Raw genomic sequence first — 25,103 nt, 5'->3', positions numbered from 1 at the left:
TTTTCCAGCGGAGCCTATTATGAGCCAGAGCCTTTCCCCGCCCCACCTGCCCGCCAGCATCGCCGCACCGGTTGCGCTGCCGATCCGCACGCTCCTTCCATGGGCTGCCTTTACGGTCGTGCTCAGCCTTATGCTGCTTTATTTTGTTGGTGCAGAACAAGGTGCGACGTCTTTGATTTCAGGGCACGCAGTTCATGAATTTGTTCATGATGGGCGCCATCTTCTCGGCTTCCCCTGCCACTAAACGCAGCATAGTTTCATGACAGGTCGTCTTTTGAGCCGCGGCATGATTGCCGGGATTGCTGCCGCATTGCTTGCGTTCGTGTTTGCGCGTTTTTTTGGAGAGCCGCAGGTCAATCTTGCGATTGCATTCGAGAGCGCGAAAGACCTCGCTGCTGGCGATCCGCCTGAACCGGAAATTATCAGCCGAGGCATACAGGCGTCTTTCGGGCTTCTCACCGCTGCCGTTATGTATGGCGCGGCTTACGGTGGCATTTTCGCGACTATTTTTGCTTTTGTGTACGGTCGCATAGGCCGCTTTTCGCCGCGAGCCTTGTCTGCACTTCTGGCTGCCGCAGCATTCGTTGTGTTCGTGCTGGTGCCGGACCTGAAATATCCTCCCAATCCCCCTGCCGTTGGCCTTCCATCGACCATTGGCCTACGAACCGGCGCCTATTTCGGTATGATCGCTCTGTCACTTTGCGCGGCAGCCGCGTCCTACATGGTCAGCCGACCACTCATCCGGCACCTGGGTCATTGGAACGGCGTACTAGCCTCTCTGGGTATCTTCATCATTCTGGTGGCCGCCGTACAAGCCGGTATGCCTGATATCAATGAAGTTCCAACAGATTTCCCGGCAACAGTGCTCTGGCGTTTCCGCGAGGCAGCCTTGGGGATGCAGATCGTTCTGTGGGCTACGATCGGACTGCTCTTCGGGCCTCTGGCATCCCGTGTCCTGACGGCGGGCGCTGACAAACCTTTTGCACGCAACGGATAAACCATGACGGCACCAGCCTTTTCAGACGATTTCAGAAAAGATCTGGAGCGCCTTTTCACATGGCGCCGGGATGCGCGACATTTCCAACGTGACCCTCTGCCCGCATCGGTTCTGGACGATCTCCTGCATGCATCGACCCTAGCGCCTTCCGTTGGTTTGAGTGAGCCCTGGCGCTTCGTGCTCGTTGAAAACCCGGAGCGAAAAGCAGCCGTTCGGAAGAGCTTTGAAACCTGTAACCGGGAAGCCCTTCAGGGATATGCAGGCGAACAAGCAGCATCCTATGCAACGCTCAAACTGGCCGGATTAGATGATGCCCCGCATCATGTCGCCGTCTTCTGCGAAACCTTCCCGGATCAAGGACATGGTCTTGGACGTGCGACCATGCCGGAAACAACGACGTGGTCCGCTGTGATGGCTATCCATACGTTTTGGCTGGCTGCAACGGCGGCAGGTGTTGGGCTGGGCTGGGTCTCAATTCTTGAGCCCGAGCACGTGTCAGACCTTCTCGATGCCGAGCCGGGATGGAACCTTATCGCGTATCTTTGCATCGGATATCCGGCAGCCCATGCCAAAACGCCAGAACTGGAGCGCATGGGCTGGGAAACAAGAAACCCGGACCGACGTGAGTGGATCAAACGCTGACGTAATGGAGCCTGCTGCTGCCCTGCGGCATTGAAGGTGCTAGCAGGTTCGCCCTTTCTCCTTTGGCAAGCCCATCAAGGAGACGAAGTGGGCCGCCGTGCGAAAGAACTAACGCGGGCTCTCCGGCACGAATAAGGTCTGCCCAGAAAGACTGCACACGTTCCTGTAGCGCTCGCCCACTTTCACCACGCGGCGGAGAAAACCCTTCAGGATCTTCGGCCCAGCTATCGAGAGCCACACGCGGCACAACATTCCAGGATAGCCCTTCCCACTGGCCAAAATTTAGCTCCAGTAACCGGTCATCCAAACGCAGCGGCCACCCGGTCTGCGCCTCAAGTCTTCGCGCGACAGACAGACACCGGGCCGATGGTGACGTGTAGATGACTGAACAACCAGCGCCCTTTGCGAGGGTCAACAGACCAGCGGCCTGGGCCTCCCACCCCGCTCTCAGTTCCATCTCCTGTCGCCCATAACAAAGGCCTTCACTCCCCTCAACGGGGGGATGGCGGGACAGGAGAACCGGAATGGTGAGAGTGGTCATTAATCGTAGATGGGGGTGCGACGCGTTTTCCGTCAACCAGCCAGTCCGATGATTTTATGCCATTTCCTGATCAGCAATCCGATGTGTAAGGTGTGCCTCATCTCGTCAGACACGCGTTATGACAAAGACTGAGGACATGATGCACAAATCTTCCCTTCGAAACCGCCTGAAATTGGCTACCGCTCTTGCCGCTTTCGCGATAGCTCCACTCGCAATCGGCTTTTCCGGGGCCCATGCAGCGTCTGACGCAGGCGCCTCCGGCCCTATCGACCCGGCTAGAATGTCGGAGACAATGCGGGTTCTGGCTTCGGATTCATTTGAGGGACGTGCCCCTGGCACCCCGGGTGAGGCCGTCACGGTCAAGTGGCTGATCGATCAGTATCAGAAGCTTGGACTGGAACCTGGCGGCGAAAATGGCGGATGGACGCAGAATGTCCCCATGATCCGTACCCGTCCTGATCCGAAAGCAATCGCGACGATTAAGACACGGGGTCAGGCTGCTCTGCCGCTTCATCAGCTAACAGATATCGTCATGTCAACGCTCCAGCCGATCGAGCGCCTTCAGCTGTCAAACGTCCCTCTGGTCTTCGTGGGCTATGGTGTGACGGCGCCGGAACGTCGCTGGAATGACTTCAAGCAGGTTGATCTACACGGCAAAATTGCGGTCTTTCTGGTGAATGATCCTGATTTCGATGCTGGACCAGAGGAGCCTGTTGCTGGCCGCTTTGGTGGCAAGACCATGACGTATTACGGCCGCTGGACCTACAAGTTCGAGGAAGCAGCCCGTCGCGGTGCAGCTGGAGCGCTGATCATTCATGATACTCCGGGCGCGTCCTATCCCTGGAGCACCGTCGTCGCACCTCAGGGTGAAGAATATGACATTCTTCACGACGATAAGGACCTGAAGTCCGTACCGATGATCGGCTGGATTGAAGGCAATGCAGCCAAAACATTGTTTGCGCGCGCCGGGCTGGATCTTAACCGTCTGCGTCGTCAGGCGCGTTCGCCCGATTTCCATCCGGTCAACATTCATGACACGACGCTTTCAGTGGACATGCCGGTCAAGGTCGATCACCTCCAGAGCCAGAACGTCATCGGCAAGATCACGGGTACGGATTATCCCGACGAAACCGTGATGTTCGGCGCGCACTGGGATGCGTTTGGTAAAAGCACTGACGCCGCAGGCAAGACCGTTATTCGGCGCGGAGCGATTGACGATGGTTCGGGTATTGCAGCCGTTCTGGAAATCGCACGAGCTTTCAAGAACGGGCCAAAGCCAAAACGGACTGTCAGTTTTGCATCCTGGACCGGTGAAGAGCGTGGCCTTCTGGGATCGAGCTGGTATGTCGCCCATCCGCTAGCACCGCTCAACAAGACTGCGGCTAACCTGACCATGGATGTACTGCAGATGGCAGGCCCAGCTCATAATGCCTTCATTATTGGCGCTGGACAGGACACTCTGCAGGACGACTTCGCAGCCGCAGCCCTCAAGCAGGGCCGTACAACCCAGCCGGAAGCTATGCCGGAGCGCGGAGCCTTCTACCGTGCGGACCATCTGCCTTTCGCCCGGGCTGGCGTGCCCGTTCTCGCGGTTATGGATATGGCTGGCCCGTTCGATCTCCTTCAGGGTGGAACAGCCGCGGGCAGCAAATGGCTGACGGCGTATATGGCCTGCTATCATCAGGCCTGCGATGCCTGGAGCCCTGACTGGGACGTCAGAGGTGCAGCGCAGGACGTCGATGTTGTCCGCCAGGTCGGATATGATGCGGCCTTCTCGCATGATTGGCCGACGTGGAAAGGTGGCTCCGAGTTCAGGGCCATACGTGAAAAGAGCAACGACGTTCGTTCGGCTCACTAAACTTCAGGTTCAGGCGGCTCGGAGAAAGAGCCGCCTGAATCTTGATTTTAAACGATATATTGTGAAAATTTCTTAATCCGTTTCGTAGCGAAGAACATTTCCGGCGACCTTGTTCAAGCAGGGGGCAATCCACGCTTGGCATCATGCGCGCCTGAAAATTCGCGTGCTTTGAAGAAAGTCCCTGCAACCCGTTCACAGATGAGATCGAGATGGACAATCGCGTTGGCGAAATGCAGGTTTTTCTACGGGTAGTCGAAAGCGGCAGTTTCTCGGAAGCCGCCCGGCTGCTGGTCATGACGCCGTCAACCGTCAGCAAGCTCATCGCCAGAATTGAAGCCCGTCTGGGTGTCCGCCTGATCGAACGCTCGACCCGCCGCCTTTCCGTAACGCAGGAAGGACAGATCTATTATACGCGCGCTGTCACTCTGATAGCGGATCTCGATGATATTGAACGCAGCCTCACAACGGGAACCATGCAGCCCAGAGGGACAGTCCGGGTCAATGCGTCCGTTGCGTTCGGCACCCTTGGACTAGAGCCATTCCTCCCCGCGTTCTGGAATGCCTATCCAGAAATCCTGATTGATCTCTCACTTTCTGACGACGTAACAGACCTTTACCTTGACCGGACAGACGTGGCTTTCCGTGTCGGCCGACTGCAGGATTCAGGCCTCACAGTCCGTCACCTGGGGGCGGTGCCACGCAGGATTGTAGCCTCACCCACCTATCTTGAACGACACGGAACGCCTCAGACCGTTGCGGATTTAGACAGCCATCAATGCCTTGGGTTCAACTTCCAGCGCACAACCCCTGTCTGGCCGTTTCAGGAAAAAGGGCGGCTGATTGACCGCCGCGTGCACGGTCCCCTTCTGGCGAATAATGGTGAAACGGTAAGGCGTATGGCCCTGCAAGGCGTCGGCTTGGCACGGCTTGGCGAATATCATGTCCGTGAAGACCTGAAAGCTGGCCGCTTGGTTGAAGTTATGAGTGACGCCACGATACAGGACGAAGAAGACATTCATGCCCTCTTCCCTGCAGGACATCAGAGCCCACCGCGAGTGCGTGCCTTTCTTGATTTCATGGTTCCGCGAATACAGGATTATCTCAAGGTGCCTTGATCCGTGACGTGCCCTTACTGAGAGGCCGCGCGGCCCAGTATGCGGCCAGAACGGAGCCGGACACATTGTGCCAGACGGAGAAAACTGCTCCTGGCAGCGCTGCAAGGGGTGAGAAGTAAAGACGGCCCAGCGTTGCGGCGAGCGCCGAGTTTTGCATCCCGACTTCAAGCGCAAGCGTTCGGCAGACGGACTCATCAAAACCCAGAAGCCTGCCGCCCCAGTATCCGCCCAACAAACCAATAGCGTTATGCAGAATAACGCCCAGGATCAAAAGGGGGCCAGCTTGAGCCAAGGAGGGACTGGCGCCCGCGACGACGCAACCAATGATCAGCAAAATGGACACCATGGCCACGGGCGGCAAGGCGCTCTCAATCCGCTGGATGGTCCGATGCCACAGCGTATTGACAATCACACCGGCAAAAACCGGTAACGCAACCATGGTAATGATGCTTCGGAACAACCCCCAGCTATCAACAGAGACACCCGCAGACACATACAGTCGTGTCAGTAATGGTGTTGCAAAAATTCCCACCAAAGTAGACAGCGCACTAATACTGACGGACAGCGCGACGTCCCCTTTGGAAAGAAAGATCATCACGTTGGACGCTGTGCCGCTAGAGACACAGCCCACAAGAACCATGCCTGTCGCCAGACCGGGAGGCATACCGAGCAGATGTGCAATCCCCCATGCTGCCAAAGGCATGACGAGATAATGCAATCCTACACCTGCCAGAACAGGATAAGGGCGCCGGGCTATGCGGGAAAAATCCTGCACTGTCAGAGACACACCCATCGTAAACATGATGAACGCGAGCAGCGGTGTGATGACCGGCAACAGTTTCAGGAACGGCGCGGGAAGCACGATGGCTGCCAGCGAGACCAGAATGGCCCAGACCGGGAAAAGGCGCGTCATCATCTGGCAGAGCGTCTCCATTGTTAGAACACGGGTAAGGTAACGTTCCTCATACCGTCATCCTGCCTACTTGGGAAAATGATGGCCGTCAGATAGGCAATTCGGGATCGGATTTGACCTCTTCCATGACGGTGTAAGTGTGCGTCTGGCGTACTCCCGGGAGCCGGGTCAGGGTTTTCCCCAGAAAATTACGATATGCGGTCATGTCCTTGACCCGCGCCTTCACCAGATAGTCGAACCCGCCCGCAACCATATAACACTCACTGACCTGAGGAATGGTTTTGAGTGCTTTAGAAAATGCCTCGAAAATATCCGGACTGGTCCGATCCAGCGTGACCTGAATGAAAACAAGTAGCCCAAGATTGACGGTTTCAGGATCCAGACGGGCCATATAGCCGCGGATTACCCCACTTTGCTCCAGCTTTTTGACGCGCTCCAGCGTAGCGGCCGGGCTCAGATGAATCTGCCGTGACAGATCAATGTTCGTGATGCGGCCATCCTTCTGAAGAAACCTCAGAATTCTGCGATCTATGTCATCCAATTCGCACCACCTGCTAAATATAATTTTCCATAAATTCGATAAACCGAATTTAATTCGTCGTCTCCCTTAAAATACCAGCACCTGTTTCGTAAACGTTTCAATATCTGTGAGAGACCATCAGAACAGCGGTATCCTCATGACCTCACCTTTCGCGTCCCTTGCAGCCATCGTTCCGCCGCGGTCTCCGCTACGTCAGGCTATCACCGACCACACCCGCGTAGCGGAAGCCCCGCGGGTGACGGAACTTTCGCGTGAGGCTCGCCTTGAGGACGATCAGGCTGCCCTCGCCCGTCAGACAGCGAGGCGTTTGGTCGAAGCTCTTCGTCAAGGCCGCAGTAGCGGTATCGTTCAGGATCTGGTGCAGGAATACGATCTCTCCTCTCAGGAGGGTGTCGCCCTGATGTGCCTGGCGGAGGCCCTGCTTCGTATCCCTGACCTTCCCACACGTGACGCCCTCATTCGCGACAAGATCGGGAACGGTCAGTGGCATGAGCATATCAGTCGCAAGTCCTCCCTGTTCGTAAACGCGGCGACCTGGGGACTGGTCGTCTCCGGCAAGGTCCTGTCGACGGAAGAGACGAAAGCCCTGCCGGGAAGCCTCAAACGCCTGATCGGGCGGTGCGGTGAGCCTGTGATCCGCAAGGGCGTCGATATGGCAATGCGTATGATGGGTGAGCAGTTTGTAACCGGCCAAACCATCGCGAACGCGCTCGAAAACAGCAAACCCCTCGTCGCAAAAGGATTCCGTTACTCCTACGACATGCTGGGAGAAGCTGCCACGACCATGGCGGACGCTGATCGGTATTACCGTGACTACGAAACGGCCATTCACGCTATTGGCCAGGCATCGGCAGGCGCTGGCGCCTATCAAGGCCCGGGTATTTCAGTCAAGCTGTCTGCCCTTCATCCGCGCTATAGCCGCCTCCAGAGGGAACGCGTTCTCGCCGAGTTGGGCCCTCGCCTGACAGCACTTGCGCGCCTTGCCTGTCACTATGACATTGGCTTCAACATCGATGCTGAAGAGACAGACCGGCTGGAGCTCTCTCTGGACCTGCTGGAAACGCTTTGTTTCGACCCAGCCCTGAAAGACTGGAAGGGCATTGGCTTCGTTGTTCAGGCTTATCAGAAGCGTGCCTCGTTCGTACTCGACTGGGTGATTGATCTGGCCCGTCGCACAAATCACCGCCTGATGGTCCGATTGGTTAAGGGTGCCTATTGGGACAGTGAAATCAAACGTGCCCAGGTCGATGGGATGGAGGATTTTCCGCTCTTCACGCAGAAGATCCATACCGACATTTCCTACATTGCCTGCGCCAAGAAGCTTCTGGCTGCTCCAGACGCCATTTTCCCACAGTTTGCAACGCATAACGCGCAGACACTGGCCAGCATTCACGCCTTGGCAGGCCCGAATTTCACGACTGAGTCCTATGAGTTTCAATGCCTGCACGGCATGGGAGAAACGCTGTACAAAGAAGTTGTTGGTCCGGAAAAGCTGAATCGGCCTGTCCGCGTCTATGCTCCTGTGGGTACGCATGAAACGCTTTTGGCCTATCTCGTACGCCGCCTACTGGAAAATGGCGCGAATTCGTCCTTTGTGAACCGTATTCAGGATCCCGCAGTTTCGGTGGAAGAACTGATCACCGACCCCGTCACGCTCTCCGCCAATGCCCTCCCCAGCACACTGCGCCAGCCGAGCGATCTTTTCCAGCCTGAGCGTGAAAACTCGCATGGGCTGGATCTTGCAGACGAAAACACTCTGAAAACACTTGGTATTGCCCTGAGTAAGGAGGCCTCATTTGGTGAAACAGCGGGCGAGGATGTCGTTAATCCTGCCGACAAGTCAGATGTCATTGGGTATATCAAACCCACGGCTGTCGAAAGCGTAGGGGCTGTCATCAGCAAAGCCGTAACAGGTTTTGATGTCTGGAAGAACACACCAGTCTCCGAACGCGCTACATGTCTGGAGAAGGCCGCTCAGAGCCTCGAAGACGACATGCCCAGACTGATGGGACTGATTATCCGGGAAGCAGGAAAGACCCTTGCCAATGCGGTGTCTGAAATCCGCGAGGCTGTAGACTTCCTACGCTATTATGCTGCCCAGATCCGCCGTGAATTTACTGCTGAAAATGCTGCGCCACTGGGTCCCGTCGTCTGCATTAGCCCCTGGAACTTCCCTCTCGCCATTTTTCTGGGGCAGGTTTCTGCTTCTCTGGCAGCCGGGAACAGCGTTCTCGCCAAACCTGCGGAAGAAACGCCTCTCATTGCGCAAGAAGCTATCCGCATTCTCCATGATGCCGGAGTGCCAGCAGAAGCCTTACAGCTTGTACCGGGTGGAGGCGAAATCGGAGCGGCGCTCGTCGCCGATCCCCGCATAACCGGCGTTCTTTTCACCGGCTCGACGGACGTCGCAAAGCTTATCCAAAAGCAGCTTGCCGGACGCCTGAATGCAGATGGCACACCTATTCCTCTGATTGCGGAAACGGGCGGCCAGAATGCACTTGTTGTGGACAGCTCGGCTCTGTCCGAACAGGTCGTCGGGGATGTGCTGTCTTCCGCATTTGACAGTGCTGGGCAGCGATGCAGCGCACTCCGGGTACTGTGCCTGCAAAACGATAGCGCGGATCGTGTTCTGACGATGCTCAAAGGGGCGATGGCAGAACTGCGTACGGGAAATCCAGCTCTTCCGCAGACAGATGTCGGGCCAGTCATCACAGAAGAGGCTCAGAGCGGAATTCTCAGCCATATTGAAGACATGCGCGCTCGTGGTTTTTCGATCCATCAGTCTGCAATTTCTGAAGAGTGCGCAAACGGGACCTTTGTGCCGCCGACCCTGATTGAAATCGACAGTTTGTCAGCTCTGCGCCGCGAGGTATTTGGGCCGGTTCTGCATGTTGTCAGATATCGCCGCGAAGAACGCGCGCAGTTGATGGCTGCCATCAACAACACCGGTTATGCCCTGACCTTCGGCGTTCACTCACGCATCGACAGTACGATTGAAGACCTTAAAGCCACCTCAGATGCGGGAAATATCTACGTCAACCGTAATCTTGTGGGTGCTGTAGTCGGGTCTCAGCCGTTTGGGGGGCATGGCCTTTCCGGAACGGGCCCGAAGGCAGGTGGCCCGCTTTACCTGCGTCGCCTTCTGTCCCGACGCCCTGAACTAGGTGCTCTGGCGCACCATGACCTGCCAGTTGTCCTGAATTTTGCCGGGCAGTGGTTAAGGGCCATAGCACCAGACTTCAGAGCCGTTGTGCCTGCCGGAACGCCTTTGGGAACAACCCTTACCCTCCCCGGCCCTGTCGGAGAAGACAACGTTTACACTTTGACAGCACGAGGCACCGTACTGTGTGCAGGCCCTACACTTGAGGATCTGTGTCAGCAAGTCACAGATGCCCTGTCCACTGGAAATGCCTGTGCGATCCCTGCGGAAATCTGGCGCCGTTTGCCCCCACCGCCTGCGGCCTTGGGAGCCTCTATCCTTCCACTATCAACAGACGTTCAGGTGGATGTGGCGCTGTGCAATGGCGATGCAACAGACCGCAAGCAGGTCTTGGCAGCACTGGAACGTAAAGACGGGCCAGTAGTCTGCCTGCACACACCAGATGCAGACGGACGCTACCCACTGGAATGGCTGGTTCAGGAGCGGGCCTGCAGCAGCAATACGACGGCTGCTGGCGGAAATGCGGCTCTTATGGCGACGGTTTAACACGAGACACACTCCCATCGTGGTCATACAGGCTGCGGTGGGAGGTCTTGGTTTACAGAGACAGACGCATCAAACCTGCCTCCCACTTTCATGTCAGGACCGAGTGTGCGACCCTTGCGCCACCATTGAAACAAAGCGTTACGCTGTTTCTTCAATATTCTGACTGATTAAGGATACGCATCGTTATGCGCCGCCTTCTGGCTTTCAGCACCCTTCTTGCCGGTCTTCCCTTTGCCATGGTGGCGCATGCCGAAGGAACGTTTTCCTTCCAGCAGACACCAGGCCAACTTCCCAAAACTGTTGTTCCTGCCTCCTATGCCATCGATCTCGAAACAGACTCGGAGCATCTGACCCTCAAGGGCCAGGAAACCATCGACGTCACGGTCCTGACAGATACGCAGGACATTGTTCTCAATCAGGCAGGACTGAAGCTGTCTGGTGCCCTTCTGGATGGGACGCAGCATGCGACCATCACTCAGGATGACGCTGCAGAAACTGCCACGCTGCATTTCTCACAGCCTGTACCCAAGGGCCCCCACACTCTTTCCATCGATTACACGGGCCCAATCCTCAAGACGCCAAATGGCCTCTACATCAACGATTATACGTCAGCCACCGGTCAGGCACGCCGCATGCTGGTGACGCAGTTCGAAGTTGCTGATGCCCGCCGCATGTTCCCCGGATGGGATGAACCCGCATTCAAGGCCAGCTTCCAGCTGAATGTAACGTTGCCGTTTGATGATGTTGCTGTCAGCAATATGCCCATTATCGGCACCACGCAGCAGGACACTAAGACCAAGCGCGTTTCCTTTGCCCCAACACCTCGCATGTCCAGCTACCTGCTGGCACTTGTTGCCGGTGACATGGGAGCCGTTCATGGAGAGGCTGATGGCACGCCCCTGAGTGTTTATGCCCCGGCCGGTCTTGAGGAACAGGGTCGGTATGCTCTTGAATCAGCCCAGCGCATTCTGCCGTATTACAACAGCTATTTCGGGGTAAAATATCCTCTCCCGAAGATGGATATGCTGGCCATTCCAGGAAATTATCAGGCCGGTGCGATGGAGAACTGGGGCGCTCTCACATACATCGACAATGTGCTTCTGTTTGACCCGAAAAACAGCACACCCAAAACACGCGAGCTGATTCACGAAGTCGTTGCGCATGAGATGGCGCATCAGTGGTCTGGCGATCTTGTGACGATGGGCTGGTGGAACAACATCTGGCTCAACGAAGGCTTTGCGTCCTGGATGGAAATCAAGGTCACGGATAAGCTGAACCCACAGTGGGACATCTGGCCACGCCAGCATGAGACCCGCGAAGAAACGATGGGCATTGATGCCCTTTCAACGACCCATCCGATCCAGCAGACCATTCACAACGTCAGTGAAGCAAATTCAGCGTTTGACAGCATCAGCTATGGCAAAGGCGAGCTGGTCATCCGGATGCTGGAAGGCTGGCTGGGTGAGGACAAATTCCGTGATGGCATGCGGGCCTACATGAAAGCTCACGCATTCGGCAATGCTACCAGTCAGGATCTGTGGAATGCCCTTTCGTCCACCTCTGGCGAAGACGTTGCCAAGGTAGCGCGCAGCTTTACGGAGCAGCCGGGTATCCCGCAGGTTAATGTCACATCGTTCTGTCAGAATGATCAGGCCACCTACACACTCACCCAGAGCCGCTTCACAATCCATGACCCACAGGCTCAGCCTCTAACATGGAGCGTTCCGGTTGTGGCTGGCGGCCCAGGACTTCCGACAAAAACCCTCGTTCTCGGCACTGAACCCGTCACTATCACAGCGCCCCGTTGCGATACGGCCTTCAAACTCAATCTTGGCGAGAGCGGCTATTATCGCGTTTCTTATGACAAGAACGCGCTCGGCGCCCTTGCAACATCTCTCAGCAAATTTGCTCCCGTTGATCGCGCCAACCTGCTTGGGGACCAGTATGCCCTTTTCCGGTCAGGACAGGCCAAACTTGGGTCTTATCTGGATCTGGTCGATAGCCTGACTGCAGCGCATGAAAGCGACATTGCGGTTCTGGAAGAGATCATCAGCCGCCTTGAAACGATTGATCAGTACGAAATCGGCAATGCCGATCGTGATGACTTCCAGACATATGCTCGCAGCCGTCTGGCACCGGTTCTGGCGCGTTTGGGCTGGGACGAAAAACCGCACGAGAACGTTCTCGACACGATGCTACGGCCATCGGTGATCAGCGCACTCGGAACATTCAACGATCCGCAGGTTATTGCGGAAGCCAAGCGTCGCTTTGCGCTCTGGAAGGCAAACCCAGCCTCTCTCCGCCCCGATCTTGTCGGTGCTGTTACGACCATTGCCATGAAGACGGCGGATGGCCAGACATATGACTTCATGGCTGAGAAAGTTCGTACCACCCAGGCGACAGAACTCAAACTGCGCTACTTCGCCGCTCTTGCCAGCGCAACTAACCCGGATCTGATCCGCAAGAACGTGGCCCTCGCCTATAGCGGAGCCATCCCGAACGGACGGATTGCACGCTCACTGGCCGTCATTGCAGCGTCGAGCGAAAATCCTGATCTGGTGTGGCAACTGGTGAAGGAGCATGAGGCAGATATTCGTACGCATCTGGCTCCGTGGTCGCAGGATGACTTCCTGGCCTCAATCGCCGCACACTCCAATAACCCACAGGTCCTTGAAGCACTTCAGAACGATCCGTGGTCCACGAAGACAACAGGTGCAAAAATCGCGACAGCAAAAGCGGTCAATACGATCAATGCCCGTCAGGATGCTATTAAAGCCACTCAGGAACAGATCCACGACTGGCTGGCAACGCATCACTGATTGCTTTGAAGAATGATTATGGAGAGGGGATTAATTCCCCTCTCCTCTTCAAGCCCTTAAGACGCCGCAGAAGATCGGGGCGCGACCAGCTTGAACATGGGCCCTGTCAGGACCGTGGAAATGACGGCAAGAACCATCAGAGATGCGAAGGCAAACTCTGAAATCATGCCCTGGGCGTGGAAAATCGTTGCAGCAACAATTTCCATGAGCCCCTTGCACTGCAACAGAACACCGACGCTCAACGCCTGACGCCTGCTCAGGCCGGATGCAGGCGGGTAAATATAGACCGCCAAAATCTTCGTCACGATTGAGATTGCAACGAGTGACAGAGAAGCGATCACGGAGGGCCATGTCAGAGCATCACCATCGATATTCAGGCCACTATGACCAAAGAACATCGGGGCGAGCCAGATGAGTGAGAACGTTCCCACCTTCTCAACGGGCAACCGCCGAACCCACGACGGCGGCATGATCGCGCCAGCAAAGTAAGCGCCAATCAGTTCGTGCAGACCGAGCTGCATGCTGGCCCACGAACCGGCAGCAAGATAAATCGGCACCGCAATCCAGATAACAGCGGAAGGCGGATTCCTGAAATGACGGGAAGCCCAGTTTCCGGCAACGGCCAGCCCCACCAGCAGCGCAATCGCGAGGACTTCGAGGCCCGTCCATCCATGGAGGGCTGCCGTCCCACGCTCGGCAACCTGAAGCATTGCCAGACCAATCCAGAGAGCAGCATCGTCGACAACGGCCAGCTTAAGCGCCAGCTGACCCAACGGACGTTGAGACGGATTAAGCTCACGCACCACGCCAATCAGAACCGGCAAAGCACTCACGGCAATGCACAGGCCAATAGACGCTGCGGCGACCCAAGGCTGTGCATGTGGCGGATGCCATCCGGGAAGTGGCAGAAAAAATTCGTAGGCGAGTATGGATCCCATCAGAAGCGGACCACCCAGCGCAACGGCCGCACCCGTTAGCAGACGCCCCAATGTCGGCGCTGGCAGGGCGTGATCGTCCGCCACGCTTCCCGGGGACTGCCACATTTCAAGACCGGCAGTAAACGCCAGAACCAGAACGGCAACCCAGCCAATATCGCTTCCATAAACCGATGGAATACCAAGTGATTTTACAGGAATATGCCAGACAGAAATCAATATACCGACAAGTATTGGCAGAACCACAATCGGTATTGTTTTCTTCAGTATCCTCCATACAACCCATGGAAGAAAAACAAAAACTGCGGCGTCTGCAATAAGTGCCGTAATGTTTGTCATCAGCCTCCCCTCTATGCCTAAATGAAGAGACAGAGTACGCGATTATGGGGAAAAGGTGCAAACCAAAGTGTTTGGGACGCCTGCTGGCGCCCCACCCCACACCCGGTTCGCTTATCTTCCACTTCGATAATAGGGCGTCCCGAGCGCCGCGGGAGCCGCCATGGCAGAGCGCAGTTTTGCGAACGCCAGCATCGGCACAATAATGCAGGCAACCGTCCCGAGATATGGCAGCGTATTCAGGATCGCGGGTGCAACAGGCCAGCCTCTGGCCTGCCCCATGAACCCAACTGCCGTTACCAGCCCGAACAGTAGCCCGGACAGGACGGCAACAATTGGGCGGTATCCAGCAAAGATCACCAGCGCCACGGCAATCCAGCCACGTCCGGCGATCATCCCGTCTGACCAGACAGGCACGACGGCGAGCGTCAGATCAGCGCCAGCCACACCAGCCAGAACGCCCCCAACAATCACGGCAAGAGCTCTGTACTTCATGACGGGCACCCCAACCGCGTCCGCTGCTGCCGGATTTTCGCCCACGGCCCGCAGATCCAAACCCGAACGCGTCCGAAACAGCCAGAAATGCGCCATTACAGGAAAGACGAGATAGATCAGGTAAACGAGAATATTCTGGCTAAAGAAGGCAGGTCCGATAACAGGAATGGCAGACAGAACCGGAATGGAGACTGGTTCGAACACAGCAGAGACCGGAACACCGGCAACGGACCGCCCGATTACAGAACTAAGACCCAGCCCCAGAAAGGTGATCGCCACGCCACACAGAACCTGATTGGCACGAAGTACAACGCTGGAGAGCGCAAGCACACTTGCTCCCAGCCCACCCACCAGTCCTGCTGCCAGCAGACCCAGCCATGGATGAGGCGTCGCGTTCACAGTCATGACTGCAACGACGGCCCCGAGGGACATCAGGCCCTCCACTCCGAGATTCAGAACACCTGCACGTTCGGCAATCACCTCGCCGAGGGCACCAAGCGCCAGAACACCGCCTGACAGAACGGCATGACCGAGAAGGTCGCTGAGAAGTGCCATGATCAGTTCCTGTTCACACGGACATAGGCTGCCATTTCGTCTCCGGCAGCAATCGCAAGGACCAACAGACCGGTAATGGCAAGAACGGCGGAAGAACTGATCTGGGTTGTCTGGAGAACAATCCCCGTATCCAGAATCAGTGCCATCAGAAGCGCTGCTGGAATAAGGGCAAAGCACGACCCGCGAGCCAGAAGCGCCACGACAATGCCCAAGTATCCATAATTATTGGCAAGGCCACCCTGAAGACGGTGAACGGTTCCCGCGACTTCAAACACGCCAGCCAACCCGGCCAAAGCGCCTGACAACAACAGCACAGCCAGAATACGGGGAGCGACCTTAATCCCAGCATAATGCGCAGCCTGCGGATTGGAGCCGCACACAGCCGTTTCATAACCAAACCGGCTTTTCGCGAGGCCTACTCCCAAACCAACAACAATACCTAATGCGAGCAAGAACCCCAGATGAACCGCTCCCCAGAGCTCCGGAAGTGCCACATGCAGGCGTTCGGTTGAGGCCAGGGCACCAGTCACGCGATCAGCCCACGGTCCGGTTGCCAGATAATAGACAAGCAGGGAGGCCACGAAGTTCAGAAGAAGAGACGTAACAATCTCACTGACGCCAAGCCAAGCCCGGGCCGCAGCGGGAATAAAAATCCATGCCGCTCCCGCCAGAGCGCCAGCTACAACCATCGCCGGAAGTGCGACAATGGCGGGCCAATGCGTGAACAGACCAACAGCCGTCGCTGCCGTCGCACCTGCATAAAGCTGCCCTTCCGCCCCGATATTCCAGAGATTGACACGGATCCCGACCCAAACTGCCGCCCCTGTAAGCATCAGAGGCGTCATGAAGAGTGCGAGATCCTCAATGCCAAAGCGCGACCCGACGGTCGATCGAACGATGAGCCCGGCGAGTTCGATCGGAGATCGTCCCATCGCGGCGAGCGTAATCGCTACAATGCCCAGAGCCGCAAGGATGGAGAGCCCGCGGCCAACGGCAATACGATGAGACGGAACAACCGTAAGACGCGTGCGAGGGGATACGGCGCTCATGCGGCCTCCGACAGATTACGGCCACTCATGAGCGCGCCTATGCTTTCCCGATCCGCGTCTGCACGAGCCATGACCCCCATGAGACGCCCGGCATACAGAACAGCAATACGATCACTCAGGGCGAAGATTTCATCCAGATCTTCTGACATCAGAACCACGGCAACACCTGCGTCACGCGCACGGGCGAGCATATCCCTCATGGCTGAGATAGCCCCGATGTCCAGACCACGGCTGGGATAACTGGCCACCAGAACATGACTGGCAATCCGGATCTCACGCTCCAGAACCAGCCTCTGCTGATTGCCGCCAGACAACCCGCGAATTTGCACCTGTGTGCCCGGAAGCTTCACACCTGCCCTGTCTGCGAGCAACTGGGCAAACTTGCGCGCCTGCGCCATGGAGAAGCTGAACCGTCCGCCAATCGGCGGACGGTCATACTCCCGGAGTGCCATGTTTTCCGCAACGCTCAGCCCCGGCATCAGGGCACGTTTCAGCCGGTCTTCCGGTACGTGACCCACGCCCGCATGCGCAAACATTGCCGGGTCTGCACGATTGGCAGCCTTGCCATTCAAATAGACCGTCCCGCCCTCAGGCGCCTTCAATCCGGTCAGAACCTCTGCCAGCTCAGGCTGGCCATTGCCCGTCACCCCTGCAATCCCCAGGACTTCTCCCGGACGAAGAGAAAGACTGACATCATCCAGACGGACTACGCCTGCGGCATCCCGCACTGTCACCTGTTTCAGAGACAGAGGTTCAGAGCCATCGCCAGCCGGAGCAGGAGACTGCCGTGGATAAGAGGTTGCAAGCGTAACAGGTCGCCCGATCATCTCTGTTACGAGACTGTCAGGCGTTACATCGGACGTCTGATGCGTACCCACCAGTCGCCCTTGCCGCAGAACGGAAACCCGGTCCGCAAGCGCCATGATCTCATCAAGCTTGTGGCTGATGATAACAACTGCGCCTCCCTCGGAACGAAACCGACGAAGAGCGGAAAACAGTTCGCCGACTTCGACGGGGCTGAGAACAGCCGTTGGCTCATCAAGGATAAGAAGTCGCGCGCCCCGAGACAGAACACGAAGGATTTCAACACGCTGCTGCTCGCCCGCAGACAAGGAAGACACAACGGCCGAGGGCGTAATCGGGAGGCCAAACTTCTTGGAAAGTGCAGAGGCACGCTCTTCAATGTCTTTCCCCGCAAGGCGCCGAGGTGTTTCAGACCAGCCCAGGTGGAGGTTTTCAGCGACGGTAAAACGGGGAACCAGACGAAAATGCTGGTGAACCATGCCAATCCCGGCAGCGATGGCTGCGTCGGGGGCGGGAAACGTGGTCCCATATCCATCAATGATGATCTCCCCGGCATCGGGCTGATAGAGGCCCGTCACCACGTTCATCAGTGTGGACTTCCCTGCACCATTCTCCCCTAACAGGGCGTGAATTTCACCGGGGAACACATTCAGGGAAACATTTTCGTTCGCAATAACGCCTGGAAAGTATTTCGCAATATTCACCAGCTCCAGAATGGGCGGTGTCCCCGCTGCAAGATGAGCAGGAGGCGCGTTGGACGCATGCGTGACATCAGCCAAGACCAGACACTCCCTGAACCTGCCACGACCAGTTATACATCTCCATGTCAGTCATGACATGGCCTGCTGGAACCCGCAGCGTTCCCTCAGAGTCATAGATCGGCCCCTGAAAAGGCGACCATCCAGCCAGCATCCGGTCCCGCGCAGCGTCGGCTTCTTTCTGTACAGCCTCAGGAACGTTCTGCCCCCAGCGATCCCGATCGACGCCTTTGGCCAATGTGAGAAAACGTCCCTCCGGCGCCCACTCTCCCCGGATCCGCGCACCAACCTGCTGAATATAGTAGTCAGCAAAGTCCAGCACGACAGAGCTGACATATGCATTGGGCCCGAACTCACGCATGTCGGTGTTCCACATCGCAGCCCAGACACCGCGTTTCTCCGCGACACGCAGATAGCCCGGATCATCCATAATCCCGCACAGGAAGTCACAGCCACTATCTACCAGAGCAGCCCCCGCTTCAGTTGCAGCCTGCGGGTCAAACCACGAATTGATGGAGATAACACGCATCGTCGCCTGCGGATTAACCGAGCGCGCCCCCAAAAGCACAGCATTCGCACTTGCATAGACGGAAGGAACCGGGAAAGAGGCCACGTAGCCAAGCTTGCCGGTTTTGCTCAGACGGGCTGCGGCGATACCAATGACATAACTAGCGTACCAGTGCGTGATATAATACCAGCCAAGATTATTGCTGACAGCATGGCCATCACACTCCATGAACGCAACGTCCGGAGCACGATCGGCGACGTCGCGAATGAAGTCTCCATAATTGGACGTGGAAATTACCATCTGCGCTCCTTCCGCCACGAACTGGCGGAAGATGCGGGTTGCATCTGCGGAGTAAGGCACGCTCTCGACAAAGAGGGTTTTGACAGCTGGATAGGCACGTTTAACGGCTTGAACCGCCAGATCGTGAGCGTGGCTCCATCCGCCATCGGTGATGGGGCTGGTGTGCCCAAAGCCAATCAGAAGATCCTCTTCCCGAATGGGCGCAAAACGACGTGACGCTGCCTTCAGAGCCGACGGCATCACAAGCGAGCTGCCCAGAGCAGCCAGTACGGAACGCCGCGGGAGCATCAGAGGATTTTTCAGTGACATTCCGGCACTCCCGGCATCGTTATGAACCCAGGCAGCGCCTTGAAGTGCCTCATGAAGTTCCGAACTGCCGGATAAAGATCCAAAGGAACTTCAAGGTCCTGGCTCAAGGCAACAACTGGAAACAGCATGATGTCGGCAACTCCTGGATGATCCCCTGACACCCAGCATCGACCGTCCAAGCGGTTCTCTGCAAGCCGATCTTCAATCTCGCCCATCAACGGCATCGCAAGCTGGGCGGGATTTTCAACAGAAAGAGACGCCAGCATGACCGTCCTGCGCATAATGGAAAAGGTGTCCAAGGCGTTCGCTGCCCACGTTATTGCATCCGTTCCGGAATTCCATTCCTGCAGGACGTCTGGAAGCGTTACGAGCCGTTTCAGGATCTCTAACGGCCCATGAAGAACATCGTCGACGAGTTCAAGGGCTGGGCCACTTTCCAAGGCGCTATCATCCGTGACCGTAGGCAGCTTCACTCCCATCAGGGACGCTCCCAGCCGAACAGCATAGCATCTGTCATCAAGTGCCCAGTCTCGTAACCTCATGCTGAAACGGTCTCCTTGATGGCTTCCAGACGATCCCGTAACTGCACAGCTTGTCGCGCAGCCTCCCGCTGCCCGGCGACAGTCCATGACGCAACATGCAACATGGTCAGGCCAACTGTTGGTTCATGCACAGCGAAAAGACAGTTATCCTGATGCTTCCAGTTCGAAGCCTCCATATTGAGAGACGTCCGCGCAGTTTGCAAAGGCACCTGAACCAGCAAGCTCCGAACGCCTGACGCCTCGCCTTCCGGCATGGGCGAAAGTGATGGCGTCTCATCGAGGCTCACCCAAATCATTCCGCATCTCTCCTGCACCTGATAAGCTGTAGCGCGAATGGTGCCCGGCACACGGAGTTCAGGATGAGCTGGAATGTGGCGACACGTTGAATCTGCTCCAAACTGCCAGCCGTGGTAGAGACAAGCCAGATTTCCGTTCCGCACGAAACCGAAACTCAGCCGCATTCCTCTGTGTGGGCAGCGATCTTCCCAGGCATGGATCTCACCATCTGTGCCACGCCAAAGAGCAATTTCTTTGCCAGACAAGCGTGCCGGAGCTGCTGTTCCAGCGGGAACATCCATACTGAGAGCAACTGGAAACCACCCTGTCATCCGAGGCTCTCCGTGCCTGTCACAATACAGCCCCCTGGCCCGAGGAGACACGCCATCTCGAACATTCCGAGAAGTGCTTCTTCACCCACCAGCCGAACTGAAAAACAATGACCTGAAACAGACATGTCTGTAATCTCCACGGCCAGAAGGCGCGCCCGGGCAACAGCAAAATCCCGGAACAGCTCGGGATCAAAGCGCCCTTCGAAACGAATCTCCCGCACCACTGGATCATGCCTTTCTTATCTCATTTCACAATAAGAATTTTCCGGTTTATCAATATTCTGTATTCCATCAATGCCAGAGAGCATGATTAACTCTTCCCATCCGTCACCAGCAGCAGGTTGCCCGTGCCATGACCAGCCCCGATCCAGAGACGTTATCACACTGGTATCCTGTGGCTATGGTCGGGGATCTGACAAATGTGACTTTCCAGACCATGCTGCTCGACCGGCTGATTGAGATCTCCCGCGACGAAAACAATGCGTTTCACGCGCTCTGCGGCAATCGTCCCCTCCCCGTGCAGGAACGCTACGGTTATCTCTGGACGTCTCTTGGAGAGCCAGTCAGGGATATCCCCGCCATTCCCGAAGCGGCTGAGGCAGACCGCCGGCAGGTATGTTGCGGGTCTATTGCCGTACATTCGTCAGGCCTAAGGGTCGTCGAAAACTTCCTCGATATGGCCCACTTCCCTTTTGTTCATACCAATATTCTTGGGGCAGAGCCTGAAACCGAAGTTCGGCGGTATCAGATCGAAACGCGTGAAGACGGTGCAGAGATCTGGGCAACCGACTGTACATTCTTCCAGCCTCAGGCGGCACTCTCTGCGTCCGGCGGGATTTTAACTGACTATACCTATCGAGTTGCTGCCCCGTTCTCGACGCTTCTTTATAAAACCTGCCCGGCCTCTCCCGAAAGACAGGACGTCATCGCTCTGTTCGTCCAACCGATGACCGCAACCCGCTCCCGCGCCCATCCTGTGATGTTCCTGATCGACGACAGTTCCTCACTGGGCGGACTGGTTGAATTCCAGCAATTCATTTTTCTTCAGGACAGGATCATTCTTGAAAACCAGCGCCCTCGCCTGATGCCCCTGGACGGAAAATATGAAATTCCGACCATGGCAGATCGTTCGTCTGTGGCTTACCGGCGCTGGCTTAAAGGAAAAGGCGTGACGTATGGTGCTCTGTCGTGAGTGCATTTGTCGTCACCGGCCGGGCGCTGGCATCCCGAACGCCGCAGGAGGCCGTTCTGGAAAATGTGGCTATTCTGGTTGGCGACGACGGGATCATTCAGCAACGCGCAATCTCCGGAACGCAGGCCTATCAAGACCTGCAAAGCAGTGAAACGCTTGTTCACCTGCCAGACGACACTCTCCTCGTTCCCGGCCTGGCAGATCTACACATTCATGCGCCTCAGTGGCCTCAAGCTGGCACGGCTCTGGATCGTCCACTGGAAGAGTGGCTTGGCACATATACCTTTCCTCTAGAGGCCCGCTATTCGGACGCAGCCTTCGCAGCCACGGTTTATGAGGACCTGGTTCAAACCCTTCTGCGAAATGGCACAACCACTGCGCTCTATTTTGCCACGATCCACGAAGAAGCCAGTCTTGTTCTTGCCCGCACATGCATCAAATACGGGCAACGCGGGTTCGTTGGACTGGTGGCAATGGATCATCCGGACCTGTGTCCGCCAGACTATCGTCAGGCCAGCGCCCAGGATGCTCTCGATGCAACGCGACGCTTCATTCATGCCGTCCGAGCTTTGCCAGGCAACGAGGCCGATTTGGTCCAGCCTGTTATTACGCCTCGATTCATTCCTGCCTGCTCCGACGCACTGTTAAATGGTCTTGGCGCACTTGCCGCAGAAATGAATGTCAAAGTGCAGACCCATGCGTCAGAAAGTGACTGGGAGCATCATCATGTTCTGGAGAGAACAGGCCAGACAGACACGTCTGCACTGGATACTTTTGGTCTCCTGCGAGACCATACCATCCTGGCGCACGCAGGGTTCCTAAACCAGAATGACCGAACCCTGGTTAAAAACCGCAATGCTGGACTTGCCCACTGCCCGATTTCTAACGTCTTTTTTGCTGGAGCAGCCCTGCCCGTTCGCGACGTTCTCGATGATCACGTTCACTGTGGGCTGGGAACAGACCTTTCCGGCGGTTATTCTCCGTCCATCTTTGAAAATGCACGGCAGGCCGTTCTGGCGTCCAGGATGCTGGAAAGCGGGACAAACCCGGAAATTCCACCGACAAAACGGGGTCTGCCTAACCACAGGATAGATTTTCAGGAAGCGTTCTGGCTTGCAACACGAGGCGGCGCGGAAGCTCTCGGGGTGCCAAGTGGACAACTCCTGCCCGGACAGGCGTTCGATGCGCTGGAGCTTCGCTGCACGTCAGGCAGTCTGCGATTATCATCGCAAGACAGTGCGGCCAGCTGTGCCCAGAAAATTGTCTGTCATGCCTCGCCTGAGACGATTGATCGTGTCTGGATCAATGGCCGTCTGGTCAAGGAATAAGGAACTGATTGCATGATTACAGAAACAGACGACCTGCGTTTTCTCCGTATGGCGTTCGATGTTGCCAGAAAAGCACGTGACGGCGGGGATCATCCGTTCGGGTCTATTCTCGTGGACGAGACAGGCACTGTTTTGATGGAGCAGGGTAATGGCTACAGCGCAGAAGGATGCGACATGACAGCCCATGCCGAGCGTCTCCTCGCCAGCCGGGCCAGCAAAGCTTATGGGGCAGAACGCCTGCGCCAATGCACGCTCTACAGCTCTGCAGAACCCTGCGCAATGTGTTCAGGTGCGATCTACTGGTCCGGGATCGGACGCGTTGTTTACGGCCAGTCCGAAAAGGACCTGAAAGACATGACTGGCAATCACGCGGAAAATCCCACACTTGATCTCCCATGCAGGACCGTCTTTGCTGCTGGCCAGCAGCCAGTGGACGTCGTAGGGCCTCTGCTGGAACAGGAAGCAGCTGCATTGCAGGCAGAATTCTGGGCGGCACATGGCTCGTGACAGCAGGACGAACCTGATGCTACGATAAGCCTTCCTCGCCCGCTCAAAGCAAGTTTGATGACGATCCGGACTTCGCATCTCCGGAACAGGGCCTTCTGCGAAAGCCATGAGTGATCATGGCTTGCTGATGGTTATTGGGAAAGGATGCCGCAATGACGGTCAACCTCCTCATCACAAATGCTTCTCTGTACATTGATCGGAATTGGGAAATCCCCAATGGGTGGATCGCCATTAAAGACGGGCGCGTTCATTCCACAGGTCACTCCGGAGAAGCTGCTCCACAAGCAGAAAAAATCATATCGGCTAATGGAAAGCTGGTAACTCCGGGCCTGATCAATGCCCACCATCACATGTATCAAAATCTCACACGCTCTTATGCCCCCGTAACCAATGGGACGCTGTTCGAGTGGCTTCAGGGATTGTATCCGCTCTGGGCCGGACTGGACGAAGAGTCTGTTTACCTCTCAACAGCTGTTGCAATGATTGAACTGCTGATGGGGGGCTGCACGACATCCATGGATCACATGTATGTCCATCCCAAGCCCTTTCTGATCGACGCCCAGTTTCGTGCGGCCAAGGATATAGGCTTTCGTTTCCATGCCACTCGCGGCTCCATGACGCGATCCGTAGAGGATGGAGGACTTCCCCCCGCATCTGTCGTGCAGGACGAAGAGACCATTCTGGCAGACAGCGAAAGGCTAGTAAAAACCTATCATGATGCCTCTCCAGGCGCGATGGGTCGGGTCGCTCTGGCCCCCTGCTCTCTTTTCAGTGTCTCCGAACGGATCATGACAGAATCTGCTGCCATGGCAGACAGATATGACCTTAGGTTACACACCCATCTGGCAGAAGATCACGATGAGGACCGCTATTGTGCGGAGGTCTATGGCTGCACACCAACAGAATATTTCGAACGTGTAGGTTGGGCTAGCCCTCGCTCCTGGGTGGCACACTACATTTACCCTTCCTCTGACGAAATCGACCGTCTGGCGCATGCTGGCGTCTGCACGGCGCAATGTCCCTGCTCCAACATGATGATTGGAGGCGGCTCTGCGGATGCCATGGATATGCGGCGGCGTGGGATGCGTGTGGGGCTTGGTTGTGATGGTTCAGCTTCGACAGACCATGCATCGCTCTGGCTGGAGACCCGTATGGCGCTGCTTCTGGGTCGTTTCCGCAATGGGCCACATTCCATGACGGCCCGAGACGCTTTGGATATGGCCACACGCGGGGGAGCGGCCTGCCTGGGCTGGGATGATGAGATCGGGCATCTGCGTCCCGGGGCATGTGCGGATCTGGTTATCTGGCAGATGTCGGACATTTCCCTTGCAGGAGCTTTGACGGACCCCGTGGAGGCGTGGCTTCGCTGCGCCCCGGCGACTGCCGGAACCACTATCGTCAACGGCAAAATTCTGGTTGAGAACGGGCAGCCTGTGCTGAAAAACCTGGGGGATATCCTTGGGGCTCATCGCAAGGAAGCCATGCGCATCCAGCGTTTGACGCCCGCGTCCTGAAACAGAGCTGAACGATGATCTGGACATCCGTCTGGATCATCATTCAGCTAACGGAAAACCATCGTTCTGAAGATTGCGAAAATATTATTTTCAACGAAAAGAGTGCGGTATGCCCCTGTTTCGTGAGACAGAACGTGACAGTTCAGAGGTGCCGCATTTCCCTCACCAGATCCTGAACTTGTAACGGTTCCGTATTCCTTACAAAATCATTTTAATCTGTAAGGAGTTACC

At 56.4% G+C, this 25,103-nt stretch carries 22 protein-coding genes; 11 read left to right on the top strand and 11 right to left on the bottom strand.

The annotated features are described in order from the left end of the window. The first annotated feature begins 19 nt into the window (after positions 1-19). Genes HK24_RS11990 through bluB form a run of 3 tightly spaced genes read left to right on the top strand, consistent with a single transcriptional unit; the run spans position 20 to position 1,639 of the window. A complete protein-coding gene (locus tag HK24_RS11990) occupies positions 20-244 on the top strand; it encodes a CbtB-domain containing protein (protein WP_086634658.1) in 225 nt (74 codons plus the stop codon). A gap of 15 nt (positions 245-259) precedes the next feature. Next, entirely contained in the window at positions 260-997 is a 738-nt protein-coding gene (locus HK24_RS11985; protein WP_086634657.1) for a CbtA family protein, read from the top strand. Between the two features lie 3 nt (positions 998-1,000). Then, positions 1,001-1,639: a 5,6-dimethylbenzimidazole synthase gene (gene bluB, locus HK24_RS11980; protein WP_086634656.1), complete on the top strand. Its 639-nt coding sequence runs from the start codon at positions 1,001-1,003 to the stop codon at positions 1,637-1,639. Here the strand turns inward: bluB and HK24_RS11975 are convergent. Beyond that, entirely contained in the window at positions 1,629-2,180 is a 552-nt protein-coding gene (locus HK24_RS11975; RefSeq protein WP_086634655.1) for a histidine phosphatase family protein, read from the bottom strand. The genes bluB and HK24_RS11975 overlap by 11 nt on opposite strands. Positions 2,181-2,319: 139 nt before the next feature. Here HK24_RS11975 and HK24_RS11970 point away from each other — a divergent pair, with 139 nt between their 5' ends. Together HK24_RS11970 and HK24_RS11965 are read left to right on the top strand one after the other, a co-directional pair. Continuing rightward, on the top strand, positions 2,320-4,038 hold the full coding sequence (locus HK24_RS11970; RefSeq protein WP_086634680.1) for a M20/M25/M40 family metallo-hydrolase: 1,719 nt from the start codon (positions 2,320-2,322) through the stop codon (positions 4,036-4,038). A 209-nt stretch (positions 4,039-4,247) separates the two neighbouring features. Further along, positions 4,248-5,153 carry a LysR family transcriptional regulator gene (locus HK24_RS11965; RefSeq protein ID WP_086634654.1) on the top strand — a complete coding sequence of 302 codons (906 nt, stop codon included), beginning with the start codon at positions 4,248-4,250 and terminating at the stop codon, positions 5,151-5,153. Here HK24_RS11965 and HK24_RS11960 read toward each other — a convergent pair. Continuing rightward, a complete protein-coding gene (locus HK24_RS11960) occupies positions 5,140-6,069 on the bottom strand; it encodes a bile acid:sodium symporter family protein (protein WP_086634679.1) in 930 nt (309 codons plus the stop codon). The two genes, HK24_RS11965 and HK24_RS11960, sit on opposite strands and share 14 nt — an antisense overlap. An 85-nt stretch (positions 6,070-6,154) precedes the next feature. Beyond that, on the bottom strand, positions 6,155-6,607 hold the full coding sequence (locus HK24_RS11955) for an Lrp/AsnC ligand binding domain-containing protein (RefSeq protein WP_086634653.1): 453 nt from the start codon (positions 6,605-6,607) through the stop codon (positions 6,155-6,157). Between the two features lie 136 nt (positions 6,608-6,743). Here HK24_RS11955 and putA point away from each other — a divergent pair, with 136 nt between their 5' ends. Together putA and HK24_RS11945 are read left to right on the top strand one after the other, a co-directional pair. Then, on the top strand, positions 6,744-10,313 hold the full coding sequence (gene putA / locus HK24_RS11950) for a bifunctional proline dehydrogenase/L-glutamate gamma-semialdehyde dehydrogenase PutA (RefSeq protein ID WP_086634652.1): 3,570 nt from the start codon (positions 6,744-6,746) through the stop codon (positions 10,311-10,313). A gap of 185 nt (positions 10,314-10,498) precedes the next feature. Next, positions 10,499-13,132 carry a M1 family metallopeptidase gene (locus HK24_RS11945; protein ID WP_086634651.1) on the top strand — a complete coding sequence of 878 codons (2,634 nt, stop codon included), beginning with the start codon at positions 10,499-10,501 and terminating at the stop codon, positions 13,130-13,132. A gap of 56 nt (positions 13,133-13,188) precedes the next feature. Here HK24_RS11945 and HK24_RS11940 read toward each other — a convergent pair whose 3' ends face one another. The 8 genes from HK24_RS11940 to HK24_RS11905 all read right to left on the bottom strand — a co-directional run bounded on the left by HK24_RS11940 (position 13,189) and on the right by HK24_RS11905 (position 20,552). Further along, positions 13,189-14,406 (bottom strand): cation:proton antiporter, encoded by a 1,218-nt coding sequence (locus HK24_RS11940; RefSeq protein WP_086634650.1) that lies wholly within the window; start codon positions 14,404-14,406, stop codon positions 13,189-13,191. A gap of 111 nt (positions 14,407-14,517) precedes the next feature. Continuing rightward, on the bottom strand, positions 14,518-15,453 hold the full coding sequence (locus HK24_RS11935) for an ABC transporter permease (RefSeq protein ID WP_064274479.1): 936 nt from the start codon (positions 15,451-15,453) through the stop codon (positions 14,518-14,520). Positions 15,454-15,455: 2 nt separating this feature from the next. Further along, a complete protein-coding gene (locus HK24_RS11930; RefSeq protein ID WP_086634649.1) occupies positions 15,456-16,502 on the bottom strand; it encodes an ABC transporter permease in 1,047 nt (348 codons plus the stop codon). Further along, the gene (locus tag HK24_RS11925; RefSeq protein ID WP_086634648.1) at positions 16,499-18,085 is read right to left on the bottom strand and encodes an ABC transporter ATP-binding protein; all 1,587 of its coding nucleotides are present in this window, start codon (positions 18,083-18,085) and stop codon (positions 16,499-16,501) included. The genes HK24_RS11930 and HK24_RS11925 overlap by 4 nt, the downstream gene beginning before the upstream one ends. Then, positions 18,078-19,181, bottom strand: coding sequence for a BMP family ABC transporter substrate-binding protein (locus HK24_RS11920; protein WP_086634647.1), 1,104 nt, complete (start codon positions 19,179-19,181; stop codon positions 18,078-18,080). The genes HK24_RS11925 and HK24_RS11920 overlap by 8 nt, the downstream gene beginning before the upstream one ends. Next, positions 19,172-19,723, bottom strand: coding sequence for a glutathione S-transferase C-terminal domain-containing protein (locus HK24_RS11915; RefSeq protein ID WP_086634646.1), 552 nt, complete (start codon positions 19,721-19,723; stop codon positions 19,172-19,174). The genes HK24_RS11920 and HK24_RS11915 overlap by 10 nt, the downstream gene beginning before the upstream one ends. Then, positions 19,720-20,331, bottom strand: coding sequence for a Rieske (2Fe-2S) protein (locus HK24_RS11910; RefSeq protein WP_086634645.1), 612 nt, complete (start codon positions 20,329-20,331; stop codon positions 19,720-19,722). Before HK24_RS11910 ends, HK24_RS11915 begins: the two co-directional genes overlap by 4 nt. Then, entirely contained in the window at positions 20,328-20,552 is a 225-nt protein-coding gene (locus HK24_RS11905; RefSeq protein WP_233126255.1) for a hypothetical protein, read from the bottom strand. Before HK24_RS11905 ends, HK24_RS11910 begins: the two co-directional genes overlap by 4 nt. Positions 20,553-20,683: 131 nt before the next feature. Here HK24_RS11905 and HK24_RS11900 point away from each other — a divergent pair, with 131 nt between their 5' ends. The 4 genes from HK24_RS11900 (at position 20,684) to HK24_RS11885 (ending at position 24,872) form a co-directional block, all read left to right on the top strand. Continuing rightward, entirely contained in the window at positions 20,684-21,523 is an 840-nt protein-coding gene (locus HK24_RS11900; protein ID WP_086634643.1) for an aromatic ring-hydroxylating dioxygenase subunit alpha, read from the top strand. Continuing rightward, a complete protein-coding gene (locus HK24_RS11895) occupies positions 21,520-22,851 on the top strand; it encodes an amidohydrolase family protein (protein ID WP_086634642.1) in 1,332 nt (443 codons plus the stop codon). Before HK24_RS11900 ends, HK24_RS11895 begins: the two co-directional genes overlap by 4 nt. A gap of 12 nt (positions 22,852-22,863) precedes the next feature. Further along, positions 22,864-23,358, top strand: a complete 495-nt coding sequence (locus HK24_RS11890) for a nucleoside deaminase (RefSeq protein ID WP_064274486.1) — start codon at positions 22,864-22,866, stop codon at positions 23,356-23,358. A 152-nt stretch (positions 23,359-23,510) separates the two neighbouring features. Then, positions 23,511-24,872, top strand: a complete 1,362-nt coding sequence (locus tag HK24_RS11885) for an 8-oxoguanine deaminase (protein WP_086634641.1) — start codon at positions 23,511-23,513, stop codon at positions 24,870-24,872. Positions 24,873-25,103: the final 231 nt, after the last annotated feature.

This window comes from Gluconobacter sp. DsW_058 (genome assembly GCF_002153615.1).
In the GTDB taxonomy this organism is placed as follows: Bacteria; Pseudomonadota; Alphaproteobacteria; order Acetobacterales; family Acetobacteraceae; genus Gluconobacter; species Gluconobacter cerinus.
This window is presented reverse-complemented; position numbering and strand designations above follow the sequence as displayed.

Bases quoted from the DNA above. Each gene is read 5' to 3' on its own strand.
- HK24_RS11990 (WP_086634658.1), top strand. From the start codon at position 20: ATGAGCCAGAGCCTTTCCCCGCCCCACCTGCCCGCCAGCATCGCCGCA.
- HK24_RS11985 (WP_086634657.1), top strand. From the start codon at position 260: ATGACAGGTCGTCTTTTGAGCCGCGGCATGATTGCCGGGATTGCTGCC.
- bluB (WP_086634656.1), top strand. From the start codon at position 1,001: ATGACGGCACCAGCCTTTTCAGACGATTTCAGAAAAGATCTGGAGCGC.
- HK24_RS11975 (WP_086634655.1), bottom strand. From the start codon at position 2,180: ATGACCACTCTCACCATTCCGGTTCTCCTGTCCCGCCATCCCCCCGTT.
- HK24_RS11970 (WP_086634680.1), top strand. From the start codon at position 2,320: ATGCACAAATCTTCCCTTCGAAACCGCCTGAAATTGGCTACCGCTCTT.
- HK24_RS11965 (WP_086634654.1), top strand. From the start codon at position 4,248: ATGGACAATCGCGTTGGCGAAATGCAGGTTTTTCTACGGGTAGTCGAA.
- HK24_RS11960 (WP_086634679.1), bottom strand. From the start codon at position 6,069: ATGATGACGCGCCTTTTCCCGGTCTGGGCCATTCTGGTCTCGCTGGCA.
- putA (WP_086634652.1), top strand. From the start codon at position 6,744: ATGACCTCACCTTTCGCGTCCCTTGCAGCCATCGTTCCGCCGCGGTCT.
- HK24_RS11945 (WP_086634651.1), top strand. From the start codon at position 10,499: ATGCGCCGCCTTCTGGCTTTCAGCACCCTTCTTGCCGGTCTTCCCTTT.
- HK24_RS11940 (WP_086634650.1), bottom strand. From the start codon at position 14,406: ATGACAAACATTACGGCACTTATTGCAGACGCCGCAGTTTTTGTTTTT.
- HK24_RS11935 (WP_064274479.1), bottom strand. From the start codon at position 15,453: ATGGCACTTCTCAGCGACCTTCTCGGTCATGCCGTTCTGTCAGGCGGT.
- HK24_RS11930 (WP_086634649.1), bottom strand. From the start codon at position 16,502: ATGAGCGCCGTATCCCCTCGCACGCGTCTTACGGTTGTTCCGTCTCAT.
- HK24_RS11920 (WP_086634647.1), bottom strand. From the start codon at position 19,181: ATGTCACTGAAAAATCCTCTGATGCTCCCGCGGCGTTCCGTACTGGCT.
- HK24_RS11915 (WP_086634646.1), bottom strand. From the start codon at position 19,723: ATGAGGTTACGAGACTGGGCACTTGATGACAGATGCTATGCTGTTCGG.
- HK24_RS11910 (WP_086634645.1), bottom strand. From the start codon at position 20,331: ATGACAGGGTGGTTTCCAGTTGCTCTCAGTATGGATGTTCCCGCTGGA.
- HK24_RS11900 (WP_086634643.1), top strand. From the start codon at position 20,684: ATGACCAGCCCCGATCCAGAGACGTTATCACACTGGTATCCTGTGGCT.
- HK24_RS11890 (WP_064274486.1), top strand. From the start codon at position 22,864: ATGATTACAGAAACAGACGACCTGCGTTTTCTCCGTATGGCGTTCGAT.
- HK24_RS11885 (WP_086634641.1), top strand. From the start codon at position 23,511: ATGACGGTCAACCTCCTCATCACAAATGCTTCTCTGTACATTGATCGG.